This window comes from Variimorphobacter saccharofermentans (assembly GCF_014174405.1).
Taxonomy (GTDB): domain Bacteria; phylum Bacillota; class Clostridia; order Lachnospirales; family Lachnospiraceae; genus Mobilitalea; species Mobilitalea saccharofermentans.
The window spans coordinates 3,607,340-3,630,840 of record NZ_JACEGA010000001.1; the positions used below are offsets into that span (position 1 = coordinate 3,607,340).

Genomic DNA, 23,501 nt, shown 5'->3' on the forward strand with positions numbered 1-23,501 from the left:
TTTAATATAAAATAATGATAAATATCCTATCCCTATCCTTAAAATATAGCTTCGTCCCACTCTATACCTTATAGACTATGGTAGTACAGACAATTGGCATTTCTGTGGCAAACTATACATATTTTAGAATTAATTAAGAGGGGATTTATAAAAAAGTTATACATTTTTTTACATTTATCCACAATCTTCTAGTGCAAAGGTCATAATATTATGATATAATATAGGTAACCACCCAATGGTATAATATTCCAAACCATAAAAGGAGGTGTCGTTGTGAATAGTACAATCAATCCTAACAATTCGGTTTCTCAAAAAGATTTTTGGGATGAATTACATATGGATTTATTAATTTCAAGGCATAATGCTTCATTCGGTGATTATCATGCTATTCTTGAGAGGAACTTTATTTTTTCTCTCTTTTTTCGTGGATGTTCAGCACATGAAATGACTATCATACAAAAGCTTCTGAAATTTGAGGACTATGGATACCTGTTGTTAATGGAATTTACGGATTTAAACAAATTAGATGCCAGTGATTTTTTTAATGATGAATTTTATCTTCATCATTTTATTAAGAATATACTGAAGAATAGTAATAATCTGGTTGGACCGCTGATCAATAATCGTATTAGCATACTAATCACTCATAAGACAATTCTTCCTCCCGATCAACAAAAGGAGGAAAGTATCAATATCTGTAACAGGCTTATTTCAGAAATAAATAATGAGTTCCATATAAAAGCTTCCATCGGAATTAGTTCCTTGAGAAGTATCTACTCCAGTTACCCTTCCTTCGTTGAAGTCCTAACCTGTCTTTATTACGTTAAGCCAGAGGGAGTACTTCATTATACAGATATTACCCCCTATTTTGATAATCAGGATTTTGATTACGCTGAATCCGAGAAACGACTCTTGGAAGCATTGCGCCTTCGAAAGACAGAAGCTTACGATTATTTTAGAATTATAATGGACTGGCTGCGACCCTTTAATGATCAAGTGAAGCGGAATAAAATATTTGAACTGCTGGTTCTTGCTAACCATGCCGTACAGATGGATAACACGCATGAAGCAAAGTATATCAATTATTCTTCCTATGTAGAGGATTTTATGGCGTTGAAAGGGGACAAGATTATTGAATTTGCATTCCAATGCTTTATTTACATTAGCAGCTATGTAAAGTCCCAAAGTTCCATTGATTACTCCAATCATATTGTACAGGCAACAAAAGAATACCTGGAAGCTCATTATACAGATGACATATCACTGGAAGATGCCGCTATGCAGGTTAATATGAGTCCGCAATATTTCAGCAAACTCATCAAGAAAACAACCGGCTTCAATTTCATTGACTGGCTTTCCACCTTGAGAGTAAAAAAAGCAAAGGAGTTGTTGACCAACTCCAATTTAACAGTGAAAGAAGTATGCTTTATGGTAGGATATAAGGATCCCAATTACTTTAGCCGAATATTCAAAAAGCGTATTGGCATCACACCCAGCGAATATATAAAATCCAGATCCGTCATATATCAACAATAGGAATTAAAAAATAATCCACTATACATTGATGTAATATAAGGATTGCGGTAGGAATTTTTCTCCGTATTCGGATAAGTAATCACAATTTTTTCAACATACTCCAGCGGATTGATTGCTATGGTTTCAGCCTTCTCCAACAACCTGGCAATAAATCCGTTTTCTCTTGTGAATAAGCTCTCTAACCCTCCATCCTTTGCTGCTTGAACAGAAAGTGTATCATCCAGTGTCAAAGCTCCGTTTTCTGACACCTTCAAGCCACAGGCTTCTAATTCCTCTTGATAATCTTCTTCCAGACTCTTTATTTCACTAATTAACCTTTCTGCACGATAATGTTCTTCGTTTGTCATGGTTCGATTTGTAGCAAGCTCTATTAAAATATTGCAGGTATTCAAAACTGGCTGCAGTTCGGATAGTATTTTATCTCCATCTGCAACAATCCTTAATGTAACAGGCTGCGGTGACTTATCCAGAAGTGATATTTGCAAGGTATTTTCCAATGTGAATACATTGGTTGCGGTCTGCTTTTCAACCCCATTCACTTCAAATTGTGCAAAGGAAGGAGCCTGTTCCATCCGATTCATATCAAAAAAATCGATAATTCCTTCTTTCATAATCGGATATGCTTCGAATGAAAATGTTTTCTCACCAAATCGTCCATTCTGGTCTGCAACAATTGCCAGATGCGAATATTCAGCGGAAGCACCGCTTTCTACCATGGCATGAATTCCCGGCACAAAGTGGTTTAGATAATCCGCCATGCTCTTTAATACATCCTTATTACTCTTTTTCTCCTGCTGTATATATTTTAACTGATAGCTTTGATCCTTAACCTTTGCCGTGAACTGATATTCCCCAATCGGTAAACCATAAGCGCTCAAGAAAAGATCCCTACCCCGATTAATTTGCACACTAGCTAATGATTTTACCTTAATCGTTACTTCCTCTGGAAAATCTTTCGGATTATCAACTAAAAGCTTGGCATCTACTACCCTTTTATCAGATATCTCTACCGTTTTACTGTTGAAGCCGTCATACTCCTCATCCTGTATCCCTTTAAGCTTCAATTTAAGATCAGTTGCCGCTTCCTTTACTCCAATGGTATATTCCTGATTTTCACGAGATAGATTCACCTTATAGAAGGGTGTTTTCATACTAAGATTCACAATACGGTCATAGACCTTTTTCAGTTCGTTGCGATTACTTACCGAATATCTGATATTCCGCCTTGATGGTAAGCCTGGCAACATATAATTATATGCATGAATCATATCACCCCTCCTCCCATGAAATTCTATTTATGTATAATTGTTTATTCATCTATCAAACTTGAGTTTAATTTAAGCTACAATAACCCTATTATGATTAATACTATAATTCCATATTAAATCATTTTGGATAGATATTCAAGTGGGAATATAGGCGGGTATTTTCATCCTTCTATGACCTATTTTAGGCATATGTAACAATTTTTAGCATTATTCTACAATATATAAATAGAGCTTATCGGATTGTGTATGAACCGTTTCCGTAAGTTAGATCATATCTAATGATCGGGAGGTCTGTTCATATAACCAATCCATATAAGCTCTATTCGTTTATGCATACCCTGTTTCAGGATATATTAATTCATTATTTCTCGACCTGTATTACCTTAACAGGACAAACTGCTGCACATTTTCCACAGTTCGTACATTTACTGTAGTCAATGAGTGCCAGGTTATTCTCTACATGAATCGCATCAAATTCACAAGCTTTCACACAAAGCTTACATCCAATGCATCCCGCAGAGCAGGCTGCCTTTACATCCTTGCCTTTATCATTTGATCCGCAGGCTACAAGATGCTTTGCCTTTACAGGAACCATGTCAATCAGCTTATTTGGACATTCCGCAGTACATTTACTACATCCGCTGCATTTTTCTTTATCAACTACTGCAATGCCATTCACGATATGAATTGCATCAAAAGCACATACCTTAACACAGGATCCAAAGCCCATACAGCCATAACTGCATTTTTTATTTCCTTTTCCAGGAACAAGTGCCGCTTTCTTACAATCCATAACTCCGTAGTATTCATATTTTACTTCTGTCTTATCACAGGTTCCAGAGCATTTTACATATGCTACTGTTTTTTCAGTCTCTTCTGCTACCGTTCCCATGACCTCTGCAATCGCTTTATGTGCATCGGAATTCGCTACAGGGCACGCATTCACCGGGGCTTTTCCCTCTGCAATAGCATTTGCTAAACCGTCACAACCAGGATATCCACATCCGCCACAGTTAGCACCGGGCAACAGTTCTCTTACCTTAACTTCTCTTTCATCGATTTCCACCTCGAATTTCTTCGCTGCAAAGCCAAGAAATAATCCAATGAATAATCCTGTCGCTCCTACGACCACAGTAGCAATACCCACTCCTTGAAGGCTTACTGCACCAACAGCTCCTATCATATTTGGAAGGATGTATCCTGCTGACAATAAATTATATATTAACATAGCAATCCTCCCTTTCTATATCAGACCGGCAAAGCCAAAGAAAGCCATTGCCATCAGTCCGGCAGTAATCAGAACAATCGGGGAACCCTGGAAAGACTTTGTTATATCATTATACTCAATCTTTTCACGGATACCAGCCATAATGATTATTGCAATGGTAAATCCTGCAGCAGTTCCAAAACCATTGATTATACTGGATAGAATACCATAATCTTCATTAACATTAATAATTGCCACACCAAGTACTGCACAGTTTGTAGTAATCAATGGAAGATATACTCCGAGTGCACTATAAAGCGCACGACTGTATTTCTTTAACACCAATTCTACAAATTGAACCAGGCATGCAATAACCAGGATGAATACGATTGTCTGCAAGTATCCCATATCCAGCTTAAGTAAAATGTACTTATAGATCAGACTACATAATGCAGATGATATGGTCATAACAAAGATAACTGCTGCACCCATACCTGCTGCCGTGTTTGTTTTCTTGGATACACCAAGGAACGGACACAGACCGAGGAATTGACTTAGTACTACATTATTTACGAGAGCAGAACCAATAATAATCATAAGAAGCTCTTTCATCGACATCAATCCTCCTTTTCCTGTTTCTTCGTTTGATCTACTACAGTCGCTTTATTCACTGCTTTCCCTGATGCAATTTCATCCTTTGCAGTAAAACTATCACGATTCTCAGTACAGATATTCCCGCCGCAATGGGAGCAATCGCCGCCACAACCTATGTTATTCTTTGCTGTTCCGTTAGTAGCGGAAGGCAGCTTAAGCTTATTCTGTAGCGCAGTTAAGATTGCCAAGGTAAAAAGAGCACCGGGAGCCAATATGAAAATCGAGATCGGTTCTAAGGATTCCGGTGTAATCCTGAAACCAAAGATTGTTCCAGCACCCAATAACTCACGGAAGGATCCGATGATTGTTAATGCAACGGAAAATCCAAGTCCCATTCCAATTCCATCAAATAGAGATAATCCAATAGAGTTCTTCGCCGCATAAGCTTCCGCTCTGCCTAAAATGATACAGTTAACTACGATAAGCGGAATATAGATTCCTAATAACTCGTTAACAGCCGGAAGATAAGCTTCCAATAACAGCTGCACTATTGTAACAAGGGATGCTACGATAACAATGTAAGCAGGAATTCGAACCTTATCCGGTATTGCTTTCCTAAGTGCGGATATTAAAAGGTTAGAAGCAGCTAATACTACCGTTGTTGTTAATCCCATATATAAACCGTTATTTCCTGAAGTAGTCACCGCTAAGGTTGGACACATACCTAACATAATGATAAAGGTCGGATTTTCTTTCACAATACCATTATAAATACGTTCTACATATTTATTCATTTTGTCCACCTCCTAGTTCTGCATATGTCTTAACAAAGCTGATGCCTGCATTTACCGCATTTACTACCGCATCGGTAGTAATTGTGGCACCACTGAGTGCATCAATCTGGTTCTCAGCAGTAGCACCGGTCTTGGTTCTTTCAAACTGCTCCACTTGTTTTCCTGTGAATTGAGAGATGAAGTCCGGATCAGAAGCCCTCATGCCCAGACCAGCTGTTTCGTTGAGTGCCAGCATCTGCATTCCTTCGATTGTACCATCCAATGAATATCCTATTACGATAGTAATAACATCCTTATAACCCTGTGTGGTTGATACTGTTATATCATAACCAAGGAGTTCTCCATTACTGTTATAGGCTTTATTAATTTCATCAATGGTTATCCCTTTATATTTCGCATTCAAGCTTGTCAGGTCCGTATTCGCCGCAAGACTTTCCAGTTCCTCATCTTCTTCAAAGGTCTCGGCTTCTAAAAATACAGCTTGATTTGCTTTTTGCTTTTTCAGTAATTTCTGTTCCTCAATGGGAGCTTTCGTCACTTCATATATATAGCTTAATGACAAGCCCGATATTAAGGTGATCAGAAAGAGAGCTAACGCATCTTTCAGTAGTGTTGACTTTTTCTTAATTGCTTTACTTTCCACTGACAGCACGCTCCTTTCCAAAGGATTTTTGTCCTGTAACCTTTTCAATCAGCGGAACCAATAAATTACAGAAGATAATCGCATATGATACCCCTTCTGCACTACCGCCCTGCAGTCGGAATAATCCGGTTAGCAGACCAAGGCAAATACCAAACACAATTTGTCCGACAGGAGTAATTGGACTTGTAACATAATCTGTTGCCATAAAGAAAGCACCCAGAAGAAGACCTCCACCCAGAATATGACCTAATAAGAAGGTTAGATCGAACTCACCAAATATCAGTACAAATACTGCCAGGGAAATAATATAAGTAAGCGGTATTCTAAGAGAAATTACCTTTTTAATAACTAGATAAGCAGCGCCGATTATGATTGCCAGTGCACTGGTCTCACCAATGGTACCACCAGTATTTCCGAAGAACATTTTAGCCAAATCTACAGTCTCACCGGCTTTTAATGCTGCCAAGGGGGTAGCTCCGGACACACCATCCACTGAAAGTGCACCGTTTTTTATAAAATCAAACATTCCAGGTGAACTGATTTTTTCGACAGCAAAACTGGTCATTCTTACGGGAAAGCTGATTAGCAGAAATGCACGTGCCGCAAGGGCTGGATTCATAAAGTTCTGGCCTAATCCGCCAAATAACATTTTGACAATCAGAATGGCAAACACTCCACCAACAACGGCCATCCATAATGGAAAGCTTGCAGGTAAATTGTATGCCAGCAATAAACCTGTAACAACTGCGCTATAATCTCCTACGGTAGAAGATTTTTTCATAAATTTGCAGTATAAATATTCTGTTAAAACACACGCTAATACCGTAACTACAATTACAGTTAAAGCATTGATACCAAAATAATATACACCGAATACTCCCGCAGGAAGCAATGCAATGGCCACATCCTGCATAATATTTTTAGTTGTGATCGGGCTCCGTGTATGAGGAGCAGCCGACACATGAAACAAATCGCTCAACGTTTACACCTCTTTCTCATGTTGGATTTACGCCTTCTTTTTCTTAGCCATAACTACACTTCTCATATGCATAATCGACTGAGATAAGCTTCTCTTTGCCGGGCATACATAGGAACAACACCCACAACCACAGCATTCTAAACCATCCAACTTTGTAAAGCCTTCTTCGTCAGAACGATTACTTAATGCAGCTAATTGATATGGCATTAATTGCAACGGACATTTCTGTACGCATTTTCCACATCGAATGCACGGAGATTCTTCTACTGCCGCCTGGTCGTGTAAAAATGCGGTTATAGCCGAGGTGATCTTAGTTACTGGTACATTCGTAGAATATATGGCTGTACCCATCATCGGTCCACCAGAAATTATTTTTTCGGGACGCTCTATAAAACCACCAGCAGCCTCAATTAATTCCCCATAATCAATTCCAATGGCAACATTAAAATTTTGTGGGGTTTTCACTGCATCACCAGTCACAGTAACAATTCTTCTTATTAATGGAGTGCTTCTCGCCACTGCCATATAGATTGAGATAACCGTATCCACATTGTCAACCACACAACCAACATCGGAAGGAAGCTTCTTTGAATTCAGCTTTCGTCCAGTTACCGCATATACTAATTGCCGCTCACCACCCTGCGGATATTTTGTTTTTAAGGAGCGAACCTCAATCCTTGACTCCTTTGCAGTTAACTCCCGAAGCTTCTGAATCGCATCCGGTTTGTTATCTTCAACGGCTATAATTCCTTTTGCTTTCTCAAAAAGCTGAAGCATGATCTTTAGTCCACCAATAATAGCCTCAGGCTCTTCAAGCATCATACGATAATCCGATGTCAGATAAGGTTCGCATTCTGCACCGTTCACGATAACATAGTCAATTTTACTATCATCCTTCGGGGTCAGCTTAACATGTGTAGGAAATCCTGCTCCACCCAAACCTACTATACCTGCTTCTTTTACGATATTTCGAATCTCATCCTTGGTAAGCTTTGTATAATCTCTTTCTTTTCCAAAGCCTTCTATGGTCTGGTATTCATTGTCATTTTCAATAACGATTGATTCTACCATGTTCCCTTGGACTGTGAGCCTCTTTTCAATTTCTTTTACTGTTCCGGATACAGAACTAATAATATTAGCGGAAATAAAACCTCCGGCTTCGGCAATCTTCTGACCAACCAAAACCTTGTCCCCCTTAGCCACAATTGGCTTCGCAGGAGCACCGATATGCTGAACTAAAGGGAATACCAGATTACCCTTTGGCAAAAGCACTCTAGTGGGTTTGTCTTTCGACAAATTCTTACCATCATAGGTATGAATTCCACCCGGAAACGTTGACTTACCCATATACCATGTCCTTCTTTCTTTTCGTATTATTTATGTTTTCTTGATTAAATAAAAACAAGATTATGCACTTTAAGCGCGCCTTATAAATTATAACATAATGTCTTAAAAATTTACACAATTGTTATTTTAATAACATATTTGTTATTTTAATAACAATCTTATTATGATTTATTGATAATTAATACTATTTTAGCATTACCATCTATGATTTTAATAAAGTTCATGAGGGATCTATGATAGAGCAAAAACCGATCCGATCTTTCGATCTTGATTAATCACAACAGGAAAAGGGCGTATGCATACTAACTATTGTTAGATTTACAGCACGCCCTTTTCCATCACCTTATAAAACGAAAATTAATAAGCCTGATTGTATCTCGATTTGTGGAGGTATTTTTCCTTTGTGGCCAGACCGCCTCTGATATGGCGCTCTGACTTGTTGAGGTCCAAGACTACCCGCGCTTTCTCTGCGAGGGAGGGGTTAATTTGCGCAAGACGTTCTGTCACGTCTTTATGTACGGTCGATTTCGATATACCGAACTGCTTCGCGGTCTGCCTCACTGTCGCATTATTATCGATGATATAATTAGCGATTTCTACCGCCCGTTCCTCTATATAGCCTTTCATAGTGTCTGCGCTCTAACCTTCCGGACAGAACGCATTCCCCCTTATTATCGTTGTTGTTACATTGTATGCAGGGGAAAGCAACCGTAGTACTTTGAATAACATGCAAGTGTAAAAATTGAATTTGTCTTAATTTCCATTATTGATTAGATGGTTAAAAAGCCTGATTTATGCAGTGGGATGTAATATTCGTATTAATATTCTTACATCTTTATTAATATCGTTTTCTTTACTTCAGTAATATGCATCTTCTACCGATAATTGTAGTATCAGGAAATTGTAGGTGAAAATATGATATTTAATATTGAGATAAATATTTCAGATGGTAACGGAAAGCTACTACATCGATTTCAAGAGAGTCTGAGTAGTAGCCATTCTAATGACAATTTTGATATAGAAACCGCCGGGAAAGGCTTCGAGGATTTCTTGAATGAATATATGTCCTTCAGCGGTCGCTTTGTACGTGAGAAATTGCTTTCCGCAGAAACCTCCTATAACAGGAATGGCCAATGGAACGATTCTGATGAAGAAACCGATGCTCTTACTGTGGATTATGATCATGTGTATGAAAATAGTCAGTTGGAATATCAGATTAATATTGGAAATAGAAAACTCGCCACGGGTAAAATCCCTTTGATACTTCCGTCACGGACATGGGCTTCGATCCCTTTCTCCAATGCCACAGAAGATAGCACCGTGCCAGGAGATAAAAACACGCTACAGGAGGAACACACGAATCGTCAAACCCCTATCATAATTAATAACCCGTTATCATTAACGCGTACCGAAAAATTGAAACACATCATCAGCTTTGCTATGCAGAAAGCCATTGAAAAATACGAATGCAATATTCTTACTGTAAGCGAAGAAGTAGCCGGATTATAGTTCCTGCTACTTCTTCACTTCTTCTATCGTAGCGTACATTAACAACGGAATACACTGATCAAAGGAATAGATATCCGATCCATCCAAATGACTAAACGCTCCGTTCCAGGTTACATTCTTATTGTTTACACGTATAAATTCCATACGTGCAATCGCTTTTGTTTTAAGAGTCTGATTTCCTATGGTATCACCAATCATTGCGATTAACGCATAGATTGCGGTTGATTCATATTCATATTCATCTACCACTTCTCCGCTTATCGTATATCTGGCTTTCACTCCGTTCTCATCCAGCGCCTTCTCCAGCCAGTCTACTGTTTCACTTTTTAGTTCTCCAATTCTAGCTAAATGAAGCAGGGTATACATGGTTTCTGCCATATTCAGATCATCCGGCATATATTTTTTCTTCCTATAATCATACCAACTATAATAGAAGGGAAACTCATTATTGATATACCCGTTTATTACTATCTGGTATGCATTATCATATGCTTTTGAATACTTGGAATTTGCCTGCTTCAACATACTCATGGCTTCAAAATCCGCATAACATAGTGTAAAACGATTTGCCTTCCTTTTTGATTTAAAATCATAATAATCAACGTATTTATGATTACTTATATTATACCGGATAATGCTTTTCTCCCAACGAGCTAAATCTTCCTCGTACCCTCCCCATAACTGGTTAGCATAATTTAAGGCTCGATAAATACGAAGATCATCTAATAAAGCATTTACCTTAGCTGGTCCATCCTCTGTCACCATCCAGCTCACAAGGGAATCCGATATCAGCATATAGTCTGTGACATATTGATAATAGCGTTCAAATAACTCCCGGTTATTCTTTAGAACAGCATATTCCATCATAACACCCTGCGACTCACTTAATACATCAAAGCCAGAGGGTGATTCCTTATTCGAATCAAGATAATTCACATGAACCCCGCCCTCCTTCGAGGTTAGTTGTTCCGTAATAAATTTCTCCGTCTGATAGGAACCGCCATACATCACATATTCTATAAGTGCAGCCATATCTTCGCTTCCGCCGATTAGACCTGGTTTGCATACCTTAAGAACACCCTCTTCGTTAATTCCGATTAAGGTGGGTACTATTTTAATCCCCAGTTTGTTATAAACTGTTAAGTTCTCATCAAAATAAGTCGGTATCGATATCTTATTGTCATTAAGATATTCCAGTGCGTTTTCCCTGGTTTCTTTTTCTCCGTCAAGCTTATTCAAAAGAATAATCTCCACATTTTCATATTTCATAAGAAGCTCGGAATATTCCTGAAGGTTCTCCATCTCCTCCTTGCAGTATTTACACCAGCTGGCCCAAAAAAGGATAAGAATATTTTTCCCTTTCCAACTTGATAAGTTTACCTCCATACCCGTTTCATCATAGAAAAGCAAATCAGGCATGTGCTCGTTAAGCTGTATTTGATCGGGATAACGGTCTAATTCATCTTCTAATGAATCGGAATCATCTTCTATCGTCGGTAGTTGCTCCTGCTTGTTATTTTGTCTGGGTTCACCCTTCCAAAGCAATAGCGGGATACATAATATGAACACCAAAAAGAGGATACCTATTCCGATAATACATATCTTTTCTGCTTTGCTTAACGATGAAAATTTCATACTCTTTCCTTTCTGAATTCCTATAACCTGTTATTAACTATCGTATCCTATAGCTTCCGATCTTCTACCTTCTGTATCTTGACCTTCTGATACTCATTCTGCTCCTGACCCTTCTGTTCTTCTGCCCTTGTTTCATCTCTCTGTTCATTTCTTTTTTTGCTTGCTTGTATCTGTTACCTTACTGTTTGTCCCCTGTTCTCTATTCCCTTTATCCTGCAGTCTGTCTTCATAAGCCTTCGTAGCTGTTATAATGATATGACCATCTTCAATCGCTTTCAACACATCGATCGTATTAAGAAGAGATTTGCTTTTCTTTTCCTTCTTTGCTTCCTGGTTAACCTGCTTTTTAACCTTCTGGTTATACTTCAGTTCTTCCTTCCTAATTGAATTTTGGTCTGTATTCTGCTTCATCTCTTGGTTGTTTTCCATCGTTTTTAATACAGTCTCAGACTCTGATCCTACCGGTATACCAACTTCAGGTACTATCTTTTCCAACTTATCTTTCGTTGCCTGTAATTCCTCTATTCGACATTTTGACTTATCAAGATAGCTTTGTAATAACAATCCCACTCCTGCCGATGCAAGAATTGTAAAATTCTGAAGGAGATAATAGTGGTATCGGTTCTGCATCTCTACCAACATATGAAGTACAATTGCTCCAATAAAAAATACAGAAAATATCTGCGTATTATTATCCTTTCGCAAGAGAAAATATACTCCTACTCCGGATAAGAATACAACAAGTAAGTAATAAACATTATTCATATCGGATAATTGCTCAAAGATCTCTGCTCTTTGTCGAGTAAGTAATCCTTGATTATTCATGGTTACCACATTGGTTGTTGTTGCATAATCATCATTCGCCCAAACCAAGAAGAATTTCTTGGCAAGCAGTTCAACCGTACCCATGGGATCTGCCTTAACTGATTCCATCGCGATATCCATGCATATCTGATTTACTTCATCGGCTGATTCTGTTTCATAATAAGTATTATACAATAAATTCATGCTCTTTTCACTATAGCCGCCATCATGTTCTCTATCCAGACCTACCATTAGGCTATAGCCCATTGCTCCAGAACTAGCAATATTCTTTTGAATTGCCTGGGATATATTTGCCGTTACAATCTGACCACACAATAAGTATCCCGCCAGCAAAACTCCGATTCTCATCCAGCCCTTCGACAAAAAAATCTTTGCAAAGGGGAGCTCGTTAATATTTTTTTTATAGACTAATTTATCATTTAAAAATATGAGGCAAAATGCAATGGCTAATAAAAATACCAGCGACATGGGACGTATTGCGGATGCTAATCCCAATACGATTCCCACCAGAAAGTGAAGAAGAATTGGCCATATTGCCCTTGCATTCGTTCCATTGTATTTCTTCATAGTAAATACGAAAAGATAGGCAGCGCCATACAAACAGAAGGTAAATACGGCTTCTGCTCCATTTATATTGCTGAATATAATCTGAGACGGCCAGAAGCAGGCTAAAATAAGCGCTACAATCCCAGCAGAACTTCCGACTGCCTTTTTCCCAATCCCATAGCAAAATAATGCAGTAAGGACAGAAAGCACCGCATTAAAATAAAGGCACACTTCCGGTGTCGTACCGAATACTGCAATCACCCTGGATAGTACATAGGCATAGCCGATGGTATGTGGAAATAACGCAATATATTCGTTATTGGACTCTGTTAGCAGAGTACCGTTTTTTATCAACCTGGCTACATCATAGTAAAACTTATAATCCGATTCCATATCAACAGGATAACTTTTTATAAACTTAATCCTCAGAATTAAACCAATAGTCAAAATCAAGATAACCAATACGGCTTCTATCCAGGGAGAAGCTTTACGAAACCGTGCGATCCATATCACAAACCGAGGTCTGGTTATCAGATAACAAATCATGTTAATTCCCATAAGCACCACAAAGAAACCTATAACAAGTATTATCTGTGTTAAGTAAGGATATTTTCTCTCTTCTGCAAATTGAGTTACTCCAAATATTAATATTAATGCTGTAGCCGCCAGATATAGATACCCCGCCAGATTAGTAAACCAGTTCTTTTTCAAATTCATAACGTACCTCTAAAAATCTCTCTTCCTATTCTGTCATTTAATACGCTCAGGATATATCATTACTCCATCCCTAATCCCACTCATTGCTCATTTTCTCTTATGTATTGTATCTGTTTCTAGTCGCTATAATGTTCTTTTTATAATCTCGACAATCTGTCTACAAGCCGTACCATCTCCATAGGGATTGGAGGCATGACTCATTTTATCATATTCTGCTCTGTCTGTGAGTAACCTTCGAAACTCCTGGTAGACTCTCTCTTCTTCCGTTCCAACCAGCTTTAAGGTTCCCGCAGCAACTCCTTCCGGTCGTTCCGTTGTGTTACGAAGTACTAACACAGGCTTCCCGAGACTTGGTGCTTCCTCCTGTATTCCGCCACTGTCTGTTAATACTAATTCAGCCGTATTCATAAAATTATGAAAATCCAGAACATCCAGTGGTTCTATAAGCTTTATTTGCTTATGTTCTCCAAATACTGCATTTGCAGTATCACGTACCACTGGGTTTAGATGAATTGGATAAACTACCTTCACATCCTCAAATTCGTCTAAAACCCTCTTAATCCCACGAAAGATTTGGTACATTGGTTCACCGAAGCTTTCCCTTCGATGCACAGTCATCAACACTAACCTGCTTCCCTTCGCCCACTCGAGAATTGGATGGGTATAATCCTTTCGGATACTTGTCTGTAAGGCATCAATCACAGTATTGCCTGTTACATAGATGGTATCCTCCCGCTTACCTTCCCTCAGAAGGTTCTGCCTTGCCGTATCCGTTGGTGCAAAGTGATAACGAGCAGTAATGCCAACTGCCTGACGGTTAAATTCTTCCGGATACGGGGCCGATAAGTCATAGGTTCGAAGCCCTGCCTCCACATGTCCTACCGGAATTTGCATATAAAAAGCAGCGAGAGCAGTAGCAAATGTGGTAGAGGTGTCCCCATGTACCAGCACAAGATCCGGTCTTTCTTTCTCCAATATGTTCTTCATTCCGGTTAATATACTGATTGTAATATCAAACAGAGTCTGGTTCTTTTGCATAATATCCAGGTTATAATCCGCAGTAACCTGGAAGCAGTCCATCACCTGATATAGCATCTGACGATGCTGACCTGTTAAACATACTATGGTATGAAATTCTTTATTCTTATATAGTTCTTTAACCAACGGACACATTTTAATTGCCTCCGGTCTGGTTCCGAACACAACCATTACTTTTTTCATTCTGATTTATCCTCTTTCTTATCATGACTTCGTGCTCTCAACAGGATAAGCACTGCTGCCAGTAATAACATTCCCATAGCTGCAATTGCCATTACGGTAAATACTACGGGCTGTTTGTTTTCTTTTACAAATTCTCCGATGCTCGGCCGGTTATTACCATCCTCTTCTATCATAAATTCAAAGGTCTTTAACTCTAGATCCGAATCAAGCAATACACAATCACCTTTTAACCCCGCCCGTTCCTTTTTTGATGCAAGAAGAAGCTTCGCCTGTTCCAGAGTATCCTCCCCTGTACCACCAACTGCTAATATTGCTCTTTGGCTGGCGAAGGGTGATTTCAGAAGCTGGAAGGTAGCTATCTCTTTCGCATAATGGTCCGATAGGATGAGAGTACTGTTGCTTAAGAACGCATTCCCCGATTCATTATAGGCAAAATACAGCTGATCATTGATGGATTTCAAAAAATGGTTGTCTGTGCTTGTCCCCACCGTAATGATATTATAATTGGAGTCCGCTTCGGTAAATTCATTGGCGCGAATCACTTTTAAGTCACCATACGCTTTGGTATTTTCGCCGCATAGGGCAACCACCTTGCCAAGCAGATCCAGCTCTCGGCTATCCGGTTCATCACTGGTAATAAGCATGACATCTGACAACGTTCCTCCGATCTGGTATGGTGAAGGAAAATGCTGAAAGGATAGCTTTGTAAGCTCCTTAGAAGGCAGGTATAATACAGAGTCCTCCGTTACATATGCCCAAGGCATCCGATCGTCTCTCATGGTACAGAACAGATCCCTTATTTCCAGATCAAATGCAATCTTAATTGAAGTTGCAGAGGTTCCTACCACATCTGCAGGCATGGTAAAGGTCAATTCATCCCCTGCTGCATATTCCTTGAGTAGCTTTTTACTGGCAATCGGAACGTCGCCCCAGTAAACAGTTATTAACGAACGATTAAAGTCAAGGTTCTCACTATAACGGAATTTCAGTGATATTTTACCGGCGGAAGATAATACATAATCCTTGCCAAACGGAAGATACAATATCTCCTCATGATGGAATGGCCCAATGTAAGTAATTCCACTCCCAATTAAATCCTTAATCTTATAATTACCCACGATTAGCTGATTCAGCTCCTTTGCTTCAGCAGCCAGCGATGCACTATTTGCCTTAACATAGGCAGTACTTATCTTCTCCTGGGAAAGGCGCTCTTCATCAAGAAGCATATGAACTGCTTCCATCAGATTTTCCTTCTGATCGGATACGATGAGCAGCATGGCATTTTGTCGTTCATCCTTCACACGTTTTACCATAACCCGATTAGAAAGATCTGATAGGCTTACCTTTTCATCATTCAGTAGAAGTCGTAATTCCTCCGGCAGGTTCTCCGTTAACGATATGACGATACGGTTTTTTGCCTTATTTGCCTGAGCATCTTTATATAAACCCACAGATATTTTATTTTCTTCAGAAGTATGTGAGCTCATTCCTGCCATCAGATACATAGCTGCTGCAATTTCACTATTGTCTGACTGGTCAGATACCAGAATAGCAGTTCCTTCTCCGGTTGGATTTACCGTAGATACAAAAGGGTAAGGAAAAAAGCTAATTTGATTATTATCCTCGATTAATTCATATCCGGCATATACATAGGAGTCTTCACTAATATTAATCCAACTAGACCAGGACTGGTCCTCCGTACAGCCTTCTGTATCATACATTCTGACATAGGACACCGCTTCCAATACATTATAGCCCTCTTTCAGTAGTTCTATGGGAATCGTTACATACACCAACTGAGTTCTTCCCTCCTGATAGGAAACGTTACAGGAATAAACCGGTGTGTTGTTCACCATGAAGGTTAGAGAAGCCGGAACCTCCTCCGTTATTAATTTACTGGTATTGTATTCAATTACGGTATATACAAATCTGGTATCCCAATACTTCGGTATAGAAAAATAAAAGGAGGTGGAAGAGAATATCCCCTTAAGTACCCTGCTGCTGTCAAAGGAAAAATAGTTTTGGTAAGTTGTATCCGGAATCTCAGGCTTTACCGTATTGGGCTTTGTTGCCTCATAGGGATCCGACTCCAGAATCTGCTCATAGGCTTCCTCCTTTGAGGACATCTCTTCTGTATCCTCGATATTTTCTGTCCCTGTGTTCACAGAAATCGGACTTATATCAGCAGTTGCCAATGCCGTATGTGCTTGTGTTGTAATAAACATTAGTATACAGCATAATATTGATATTACTTTATGAACCGTTTTTCTCATAGCATTGTTCCTTTCGTTAAGTATTCCCTTTTCCATTCCCTGCCGTCTCAACATAGCGTACCGTTTTATCCCACTTAACTTCTCTCTTGAATATCGCATCCGATATGGATTTGATAATCGCATTCACAACTACGGCTACCCACAGCTTTGAGTAGGAAAATAGCATAATCAATACTAAAAAAGCGGATTGTAAGCTAAATTCATTTTCTTCCACTGCCAAGGTAATCATAACATTCAGCACGAATACCATAATTGCCATGACCCATAAAGTAGTAGAAAAGCCGCTTAAGAATACATGGACAAATCCAAGAATTCCGCTGACAAAAATAATATCCGAAAAAATAAGGGAAGATAGCATTAAAATATAAACCAATAAATAGTAAAAAACATCAAAGCGCATTCTTCCGCCTGATTTATCAAAAATATATTTAAAATTCTTCAGTAATACATAGATATTTCCTTTCGCCCATCTGGTGCGCTGCTTAAACCAGATCGAAAGTAGATGGGGTTCCTGCTCCCAGGTTACTGCCAGAGGCATCATTTTGATATAGTAACCCATGCGGTAAATTCGAAAGCTGATTTCCGTATCTTCCGATAGAGCTTTGGGATCCCAGCCACCAATTTCCTCCACTATGCTTCTTCGCATAACAAAATTGGTTCCCGGAATCGTACACAACTTAAAAAAGAAAAATCGACCCGCCTGGTTCATACACTGATAAGCCAATGTCTCAATATTGACAAAGCGTGTTAGTAATGTGGCGTTACGGTTTCTTGTACGGAATTTTCCAATCACCGCACCGATTTTATCATCCGACATCAGATTTTCCACTAAAAGTCTTAGCGCGCCTGGTTCCGGCGTATTATCAGCATCATAAATCGCAATTACACTTCCTTCAGCTACAGAAAATCCTATGTTAAGCGCATTTGATTTCCCCTTTCCTCCGGCCACACTGTCCGTATTAATCACAATCAGCCTTCGATCCGGATTTTTATCCTGTATTTTTCGTAATACTTCTGCCGAATCATCGGAGGAATTATCATTAATCACGATAATTTCGTATTTATCATGAGGATAGTCAAAGTTCAACAACGCAGCTACTGTTCTTTGTATTACAATGCTTTCATTATGAGCCGGAACCATGATGCTTACCATGGGGTACTCCTCTAAGGGGCAATGTCCATCCGTCTGCTTCACACGATGGTAATAAATAAATCCCCCAATGGAGAGTATGATATTAATGGCCATTAGAATCCATATTGCATAGATGGAATAAAGCGAAATAATATCAGCAAAGGTCATTTACTCTCTCCCCCTTCCTTTGGTAAGAGGAATTTATCCCGATTTAATTTTCTAGCCTTAATAATAAAGCCAATAAATACAACGGATGCAATCAGTACAAAGATAATAAGTTTCCGGTTCAACCCTTTTAGATCTTTCGCTATCCAATGAAAAACCGTAGATTGATAATCAAAGTTATCATCATATTGGACAGGTTCATAGGCAATATCTGTTTTCTTATCATTCACATAAAGCTGTCCCTGCTCTGTATAAAAATAAAGTCCATCTGCATACACGGTACAATCAGTATCCCACAAGCTTTTTAGCGGAATATTGGACTGGATGCTGGTATCAATTTTCTCCTTAATCGCTTCAAATCCCTCATAGATATCTAAATACATGGCTGTTGCATGGACCTTCGTCATGCTTTCTCCCGTCTGAACCAAGCCGATGGCCGGTCCCACCATCTTATGTCCGTCTTTATATATAATATTAAACTGTTCTTCTAAGTTAAGCGCTACCTCGTCCTGATCCTGATAGAAAAATACTGTGGAGTACCTTTGTAACAATATTCTTGAGGTTTCTTCAAACATATGATTTTCCGGAACCTCAATTCCTAACGGATACACTCCGAGATTCGTATAGGCCTCTGTTCCAATGGTAAGGTACTTTTGTATCTGCGTAACATTATCCTTATCCTTGATTATTGTAGGTGCATGCATGATTATCGCTCCACCATTAGCCTGAGCATATCGGAGCACATCACAAAATCTCTGCATTGCAGGGTATTCTCCGTTTTGATATATAGGCATAACTGAAATTACAAATGGAAGTCGATATTTAATTAAGTAATCCACAATCTCCAGTAATTTTTCTGGTGGAGTAAATGGATATACTTCATCCAATACAATATATTGGGCATAGGCATGGGGTTCTCCATTATACGGCCAAAGCCACTGAGCCACTTCCTTAATAAAGGATGCCTGCATAAGTGCTTCCGTCATGTCAGAAATCGGAAGGTAGAGAAAATCAAGATATCTTGAATACAGGCCTGCCTCTTCTTCCTTTACTGATATAGAACCATTCTGATAGGTTAATTCCCCATCCAGTAAAATAATATCCTGTTTACTAATCAATGCATCAAATTCATTTGATTCGGAAAACCGATATTTAACGGTGGCAATAGCTGAAGGTATCGATCGAAATCTTAAAGGATACCTCTGACTCTTCACATAATCCTCAACCCCTTCACTTCCCATCAGAAACACATTAAGATCCAGTTTCGCCAGCAGTTCCATAAACCGGCCCAGATCCCCGTGTAAACCATAGCATATCACATTATCATAGTGCTCCAGAACTGCTATGCTTTCATCCACGGTAAGGAATACTGTACTATGCTGAAGATAGGTTAAGATTTTTACGATTGTTTGAATACCTTCAATTTCGTCCTTCGTGGGATTATTATTATATACAATCAATATTTCGGCGTCTTTATACTCTGAGGAGCTTGCTTTTGCTTTCACCGGAAGGAAGCCCACCGCTAGAATTAGCGCTAGTAGAAAAGCTATTACTCTTTTATACATCATATTGAAGCTCACTTTCTGTACATTGCTTATAACGAATCAGATCCCGTCCAAAGGTTTCCTTGTCATACTGCAGATAACCAAACTGCAGATCAATCCGAATTACTTTATTTTTTACAATCTCCGGCATTGCTTCAAAGGAAGTCAGTTTTTCCTTAACACGCCGTTTTACCATCTCTGCTCCCTCTGCATCACAGGACAATATGATGGCTAAGGTTCCCTTATCATCAATTGCATATACTCTGTCTTCAATTCGGATAATATCCTGTACAATAGCTGCCAGTCTTTGTTTTACAATATCCAGATTTTCTGTTCCGAGAACCTTCTTTAATTCCGCCTCATATCGAAGTGCAACAATCATCAAAGTAATATCAATTCCTTTTCTCGCGGCAAGACCAATTTGTCCCTGTAGATCCAGATATAATCCTTTGAGATTATATAGCCCTGTTAACGGATCAATTAGTACGAGTTTCGATACCTGATCCTTCAACATTATATTCTCGGCTTCTAGTCTGGCATTGCCGTTAATAAAGAAATTAACTGCTGCTATAGAAAGTAACGGATAAAAGATCCAGACAAAATGAAGCAACTGAATGGATTCTCCGCTAGAGTAGTAAAAAAACACCTTATACGTCGTATAGATTGTAATTTGAACTCCAGTTAGTACTACTGATGCCATTGTCATGCGAAAAGCAGCAAACAGCATACAGAAAAAGGTAACTAAAAGCATAACGATAAATTCCAGTCTCATCTCCGTAGGGGTATCTATTACAATCAATGCTCCCGCAAAAAGTACTGCAAATAAAGCAAGAATACCAAGATCCTGCCTATAGAAAGTGATTCTCTTTGCATTTTGTGACTTAAGTTTCATTATTTCCTCCATCCTCAAATATCTTAAACTTCGATAATGCTTCAGCTACCAGGAAATATACGATTAAATCAGTGGAAGCTCCCAGTAAAAAGGCATGCTGTGTGAATTCTGCATCCCCACTCATTACAATGGTAATTGCTCCTTGTGATAATCCAATTGCCATTAAAATATAAGTAAGATCCATTAGCTTTATTGATGAGTTCTCTATCTCTGAAGCATTTTTCACTTTTTTTCTATTAACAAGATAGGTTAATACTAGTAAAATGAAAAGATATCCTACCGTCTGTGGTGCGAAATGAACCTTTATATAATTCCAACCTGACCAGAATACAGACTTGGCCATGGGAGGCATTCCATAGCTTTTTTCATAGTTGCCACAATAGCTTCTATGAAGACTGTTTGTACTTTTAACTGCCACATCCAGCATTCTTAAAAAAGAAACCGGATGCTTTATATAATAAAAAATGATTTCCGAAGTATCATATTCATCAAAAAACCCCTGACTAAGCTTTTCATCATCAGGAAGAATAAAAGGGTAAAAATCATAAGCTGAGGTATTTGCCATTACAGAGTATGAGTTATGAATCCCAAACTCGGCCAAAGCCTTCTCCGGATTCGGTGCTTGAAATAACACACCACGAGTCATAGCATGGTATTTGCTCGTTAACGTAAAATCCGATTCCAGAGTAAACGAGGAAAGCATACCCATCATACTCATGAAGAATGCACAGAATACGTAACATACCTTCATACGTAACCTCTGATTAAAGAATAATGCCCTAATGAAAAAGCCTGCAATGGCAAATCCAATGACTCCACACTGTTGTCTCGAGGTGGTAAAAATACTTCCATATATCAATAACGCTACTATACTCCAGTAGCTCTCCTTCTTTCGCTGTATATTGCATAGGAATGCTACGCTGCCAATTAGGCAGATGAACCAGAGTGCTTCAGGATAAAACGAACTAAAATATGCAATATAGGATACATCCCCGAAGATAATTACGGATAATATCCCTATGGCGATTGCCTCCGAGAAGTTCTTAACCTTGTTCACTGCATTTTTTGTAAGTAGATATACGGCTGGAAGATATAGTACACCGTAGAGTAATGCTAAGAAACGTAGATCAAATATCTGATCCCGTGTAAGCAATTGATCCAGTGTTACCGCTACCTGTACAATGATATCCTGGGAATTAGATGGCGCAAAGGCTCCTGCCTCATCTCCCCGTAAATAGTATCTTCTTATGTAATAATTATTATAGATATCCTCAGGAGATTCTTCGATATAGGAAATACCGGCCCGATCCATAACCTTATATAGGGTTCCGTCATCAGCTACACCAAGATACGGCGGAACAAATAGCATAACAATCCAAAGCAACCCCACTGCAACCGATGTAGCTATAGCGATACGATGGGGATTGTATTTGGCATACATCCCCTTGTTCACTATTTGCCGTTTTCCCACCAACCATTTCCATGCTTTTGAAAATCTCTGCAACGCGAAAACTAGCTTATTTCCCTTGTCTTTTCGATCTTGCATGTAAATTCCTCTTTCTCTTCCTGCTCAAAATCCTTAAGATAGCTTTCAATAAAATATCGAGGGCGCTTCTTGGTCTCAAGATATATCTTTCCAATATATTCTCCTACTATACCTATAGAAAGCAGTAACAATCCCCCGATGGCCCACACAGATACCGCTACACTGGCCCATCCAACTATTGTCTTGCCTGTAAAATAACGTACTAAAATATAAACCAGCATAAGAAGACTAAAGAGAAAAATAAAGCCCCCAAAAGCTGAAATCATACGAATTGGTCTGGTGCTGAAGGATGTTATGCCTTCCCAGGCAAATTCCATCATTTTCGTCAGAGGATATTTACTTTTACCTGCAAAGCGTGATTTCCTTTCATAATAAACAATATCCGTCTTATAACCGATTAATGGTATGATTCCTCTCAAGAAAAGGTTGACCTCCTGAAATTCATCCAGTCGTATCAGAGCCCGTTTACTCAGTAGTCGATAATCCGCATGGTTATATATCGTCTTGGCTCCTAAGACATTCATCAGCCTATAATATAATTCTGCCGTTTTCTTCTTAAACCAAGAGTCTGTATCTCTGGAGCTTCTGACTCCATAAACTACGTCACAGCCTTGTTGATACTTAAGCAGCATTTCATCTATTGCATCAATATCATCCTGTAAGTCCGCATCCATGGATATCACTACATCAGCATCATCTTTAACAGTAAGAAGTCCGGCAAGCAATGCATATTGATGCCCCCTATTTATACTCAGATTAATACCGGAAATGATGGGATTTTTCTTGTGTAATTCACGGATAATCCTCCAGGTATCATCTTTTGATCCGTCATTTACAAAGGTTATCCTGCTTTTACTACTAAGTATTCCAAACTTTATCATCCCATCAATTTTATAGAGTAATCGAGATGCAGTCTCCGGCAAAACCTCTTGTTCATTGTAACAGGGTATTACAATATTTAGTATGATACTCATAAGCCCGATCCTTCCTTTTGAAATAGGACACAATAAATTTCATTTTCTTTGCATTAAAGTTGTTTCTATAGTTCAAATGTACTATTTTTGCTAATCATTATAACAGAACTTTTCACGCATTTCTACCACAATATTCACCATTTTTCTCTTATAT

19 protein-coding genes are annotated in these 23,501 nt (G+C 38.8%); 2 read left to right on the forward strand and 17 right to left on the reverse strand.

Annotated features, from left to right (window positions below):
• Nucleotides 1-273: 273 nt before the first annotated feature.
• Nucleotides 274-1,536 carry a helix-turn-helix domain-containing protein gene (locus tag H0486_RS18475; protein WP_228353899.1) on the forward strand — a complete coding sequence of 421 codons (1,263 nt, stop codon included), beginning with the start codon at nucleotides 274-276 and terminating at the stop codon, nucleotides 1,534-1,536.
• Here H0486_RS18475 and H0486_RS15730 read toward each other — a convergent pair.
• From H0486_RS15730 to spoIIID, 8 genes are all read right to left on the reverse strand, one after another.
• On the reverse strand, nucleotides 1,527-2,804 hold the full coding sequence (locus H0486_RS15730) for a hypothetical protein (RefSeq protein ID WP_228353900.1): 1,278 nt from the start codon (nucleotides 2,802-2,804) through the stop codon (nucleotides 1,527-1,529). The two genes, H0486_RS18475 and H0486_RS15730, sit on opposite strands and share 10 nt — an antisense overlap.
• 361 nt (nucleotides 2,805-3,165) lie before the next feature.
• The gene (locus tag H0486_RS15735) at nucleotides 3,166-3,987 is read right to left on the reverse strand and encodes an RnfABCDGE type electron transport complex subunit B (RefSeq protein ID WP_228354458.1); all 822 of its coding nucleotides are present in this window, start codon (nucleotides 3,985-3,987) and stop codon (nucleotides 3,166-3,168) included.
• 60 nt (nucleotides 3,988-4,047) lie between these two features.
• Nucleotides 4,048-4,623 (reverse strand): electron transport complex subunit RsxA, encoded by a 576-nt coding sequence (gene rsxA, locus H0486_RS15740; protein WP_228354459.1) that lies wholly within the window; start codon nucleotides 4,621-4,623, stop codon nucleotides 4,048-4,050.
• Between the two features lie 5 nt (nucleotides 4,624-4,628).
• Nucleotides 4,629-5,399 (reverse strand): electron transport complex subunit RsxE, encoded by a 771-nt coding sequence (gene rsxE / locus H0486_RS15745; protein ID WP_228353901.1) that lies wholly within the window; start codon nucleotides 5,397-5,399, stop codon nucleotides 4,629-4,631.
• Nucleotides 5,392-6,042, reverse strand: coding sequence for an FMN-binding protein (locus tag H0486_RS15750; RefSeq protein ID WP_228353902.1), 651 nt, complete (start codon nucleotides 6,040-6,042; stop codon nucleotides 5,392-5,394). The genes rsxE and H0486_RS15750 overlap by 8 nt, the downstream gene beginning before the upstream one ends.
• On the reverse strand, nucleotides 6,032-7,021 hold the full coding sequence (locus H0486_RS15755; RefSeq protein ID WP_228353903.1) for an RnfABCDGE type electron transport complex subunit D: 990 nt from the start codon (nucleotides 7,019-7,021) through the stop codon (nucleotides 6,032-6,034). Before H0486_RS15755 ends, H0486_RS15750 begins: the two co-directional genes overlap by 11 nt.
• 27 nt (nucleotides 7,022-7,048) lie before the next feature.
• Nucleotides 7,049-8,368, reverse strand: coding sequence for an electron transport complex subunit RsxC (gene rsxC, locus H0486_RS15760; RefSeq protein ID WP_228353904.1), 1,320 nt, complete (start codon nucleotides 8,366-8,368; stop codon nucleotides 7,049-7,051).
• A 357-nt stretch (nucleotides 8,369-8,725) separates the two neighbouring features.
• Nucleotides 8,726-8,995: a sporulation transcriptional regulator SpoIIID gene (gene spoIIID / locus H0486_RS15765; RefSeq protein ID WP_228353905.1), complete on the reverse strand. Its 270-nt coding sequence runs from the start codon at nucleotides 8,993-8,995 to the stop codon at nucleotides 8,726-8,728.
• A 288-nt stretch (nucleotides 8,996-9,283) separates the two neighbouring features.
• On the opposite strand from spoIIID, the gene H0486_RS15770 reads away from it, so the two are divergent.
• A complete protein-coding gene (locus H0486_RS15770) occupies nucleotides 9,284-9,877 on the forward strand; it encodes a hypothetical protein (protein ID WP_228353906.1) in 594 nt (197 codons plus the stop codon).
• Between the two features lie 6 nt (nucleotides 9,878-9,883).
• Here the strand turns inward: H0486_RS15770 and H0486_RS15775 are convergent, their stop codons facing one another.
• From H0486_RS15775 to H0486_RS15815, 9 genes are all read right to left on the reverse strand, one after another.
• Nucleotides 9,884-11,512, reverse strand: a complete 1,629-nt coding sequence (locus H0486_RS15775) for a TlpA family protein disulfide reductase (protein ID WP_228353907.1) — start codon at nucleotides 11,510-11,512, stop codon at nucleotides 9,884-9,886.
• A 144-nt stretch (nucleotides 11,513-11,656) separates the two neighbouring features.
• Entirely contained in the window at nucleotides 11,657-13,600 is a 1,944-nt protein-coding gene (locus H0486_RS15780) for a glycosyltransferase family 39 protein (protein WP_228353908.1), read from the reverse strand.
• A 123-nt stretch (nucleotides 13,601-13,723) separates the two neighbouring features.
• The gene (gene wecB, locus H0486_RS15785) at nucleotides 13,724-14,821 is read right to left on the reverse strand and encodes a non-hydrolyzing UDP-N-acetylglucosamine 2-epimerase (RefSeq protein ID WP_228353909.1); all 1,098 of its coding nucleotides are present in this window, start codon (nucleotides 14,819-14,821) and stop codon (nucleotides 13,724-13,726) included.
• Entirely contained in the window at nucleotides 14,818-17,130 is a 2,313-nt protein-coding gene (locus H0486_RS15790; protein WP_228353910.1) for a cellulose biosynthesis cyclic di-GMP-binding regulatory protein BcsB, read from the reverse strand. The genes wecB and H0486_RS15790 overlap by 4 nt, the downstream gene beginning before the upstream one ends.
• Nucleotides 17,111-18,394, reverse strand: a complete 1,284-nt coding sequence (locus tag H0486_RS15795; RefSeq protein ID WP_228353911.1) for a glycosyltransferase — start codon at nucleotides 18,392-18,394, stop codon at nucleotides 17,111-17,113. The genes H0486_RS15790 and H0486_RS15795 overlap by 20 nt, the downstream gene beginning before the upstream one ends.
• A complete protein-coding gene (locus H0486_RS15800; protein ID WP_228353912.1) occupies nucleotides 18,391-19,959 on the reverse strand; it encodes a DUF2334 domain-containing protein in 1,569 nt (522 codons plus the stop codon). The genes H0486_RS15795 and H0486_RS15800 overlap by 4 nt, the downstream gene beginning before the upstream one ends.
• Nucleotides 19,949-20,827, reverse strand: coding sequence for a GGDEF domain-containing protein (locus tag H0486_RS15805; RefSeq protein ID WP_228353913.1), 879 nt, complete (start codon nucleotides 20,825-20,827; stop codon nucleotides 19,949-19,951). The genes H0486_RS15800 and H0486_RS15805 overlap by 11 nt, the downstream gene beginning before the upstream one ends.
• Entirely contained in the window at nucleotides 20,817-22,373 is a 1,557-nt protein-coding gene (gene wsfD, locus H0486_RS15810) for a glycan biosynthesis hexose transferase WsfD (RefSeq protein WP_228353914.1), read from the reverse strand. The genes H0486_RS15805 and wsfD overlap by 11 nt, the downstream gene beginning before the upstream one ends.
• Entirely contained in the window at nucleotides 22,340-23,347 is a 1,008-nt protein-coding gene (locus H0486_RS15815; protein ID WP_228353915.1) for a glycosyltransferase family 2 protein, read from the reverse strand. The genes wsfD and H0486_RS15815 overlap by 34 nt, the downstream gene beginning before the upstream one ends.
• Between the last annotated feature and the right edge of the window lie 154 nt (nucleotides 23,348-23,501).

Coding starts and splice junctions, on each gene's coding strand:
- H0486_RS15730 (WP_228353900.1), bottom strand. CDS start 2,804: ATGATTCATGCATATAATTATATGTTGCCAGGCTTACCATCAAGGCGG.
- H0486_RS15735 (WP_228354458.1), bottom strand. CDS start 3,987: ATGATAGGAGCTGTTGGTGCAGTAAGCCTTCAAGGAGTGGGTATTGCT.
- rsxA (WP_228354459.1), bottom strand. CDS start 4,623: ATGAAAGAGCTTCTTATGATTATTATTGGTTCTGCTCTCGTAAATAAT.
- rsxE (WP_228353901.1), bottom strand. CDS start 5,399: ATGAATAAATATGTAGAACGTATTTATAATGGTATTGTGAAAGAAAAT.
- rsxC (WP_228353904.1), bottom strand. CDS start 8,368: ATGGGTAAGTCAACGTTTCCGGGTGGAATTCATACCTATGATGGTAAG.
- spoIIID (WP_228353905.1), bottom strand. CDS start 8,995: ATGAAAGGCTATATAGAGGAACGGGCGGTAGAAATCGCTAATTATATC.
- H0486_RS15770 (WP_228353906.1), top strand. CDS start 9,284: ATGATATTTAATATTGAGATAAATATTTCAGATGGTAACGGAAAGCTA.
- H0486_RS15775 (WP_228353907.1), bottom strand. CDS start 11,512: ATGAAATTTTCATCGTTAAGCAAAGCAGAAAAGATATGTATTATCGGA.
- H0486_RS15780 (WP_228353908.1), bottom strand. CDS start 13,600: ATGAATTTGAAAAAGAACTGGTTTACTAATCTGGCGGGGTATCTATAT.
- wecB (WP_228353909.1), bottom strand. CDS start 14,821: ATGAAAAAAGTAATGGTTGTGTTCGGAACCAGACCGGAGGCAATTAAA.
- H0486_RS15790 (WP_228353910.1), bottom strand. CDS start 17,130: ATGGAAAAGGGAATACTTAACGAAAGGAACAATGCTATGAGAAAAACG.
- H0486_RS15795 (WP_228353911.1), bottom strand. CDS start 18,394: ATGACCTTTGCTGATATTATTTCGCTTTATTCCATCTATGCAATATGG.
- H0486_RS15800 (WP_228353912.1), bottom strand. CDS start 19,959: ATGATGTATAAAAGAGTAATAGCTTTTCTACTAGCGCTAATTCTAGCG.
- H0486_RS15805 (WP_228353913.1), bottom strand. CDS start 20,827: ATGAAACTTAAGTCACAAAATGCAAAGAGAATCACTTTCTATAGGCAG.
- wsfD (WP_228353914.1), bottom strand. CDS start 22,373: ATGCAAGATCGAAAAGACAAGGGAAATAAGCTAGTTTTCGCGTTGCAG.
- H0486_RS15815 (WP_228353915.1), bottom strand. CDS start 23,347: ATGAGTATCATACTAAATATTGTAATACCCTGTTACAATGAACAAGAG.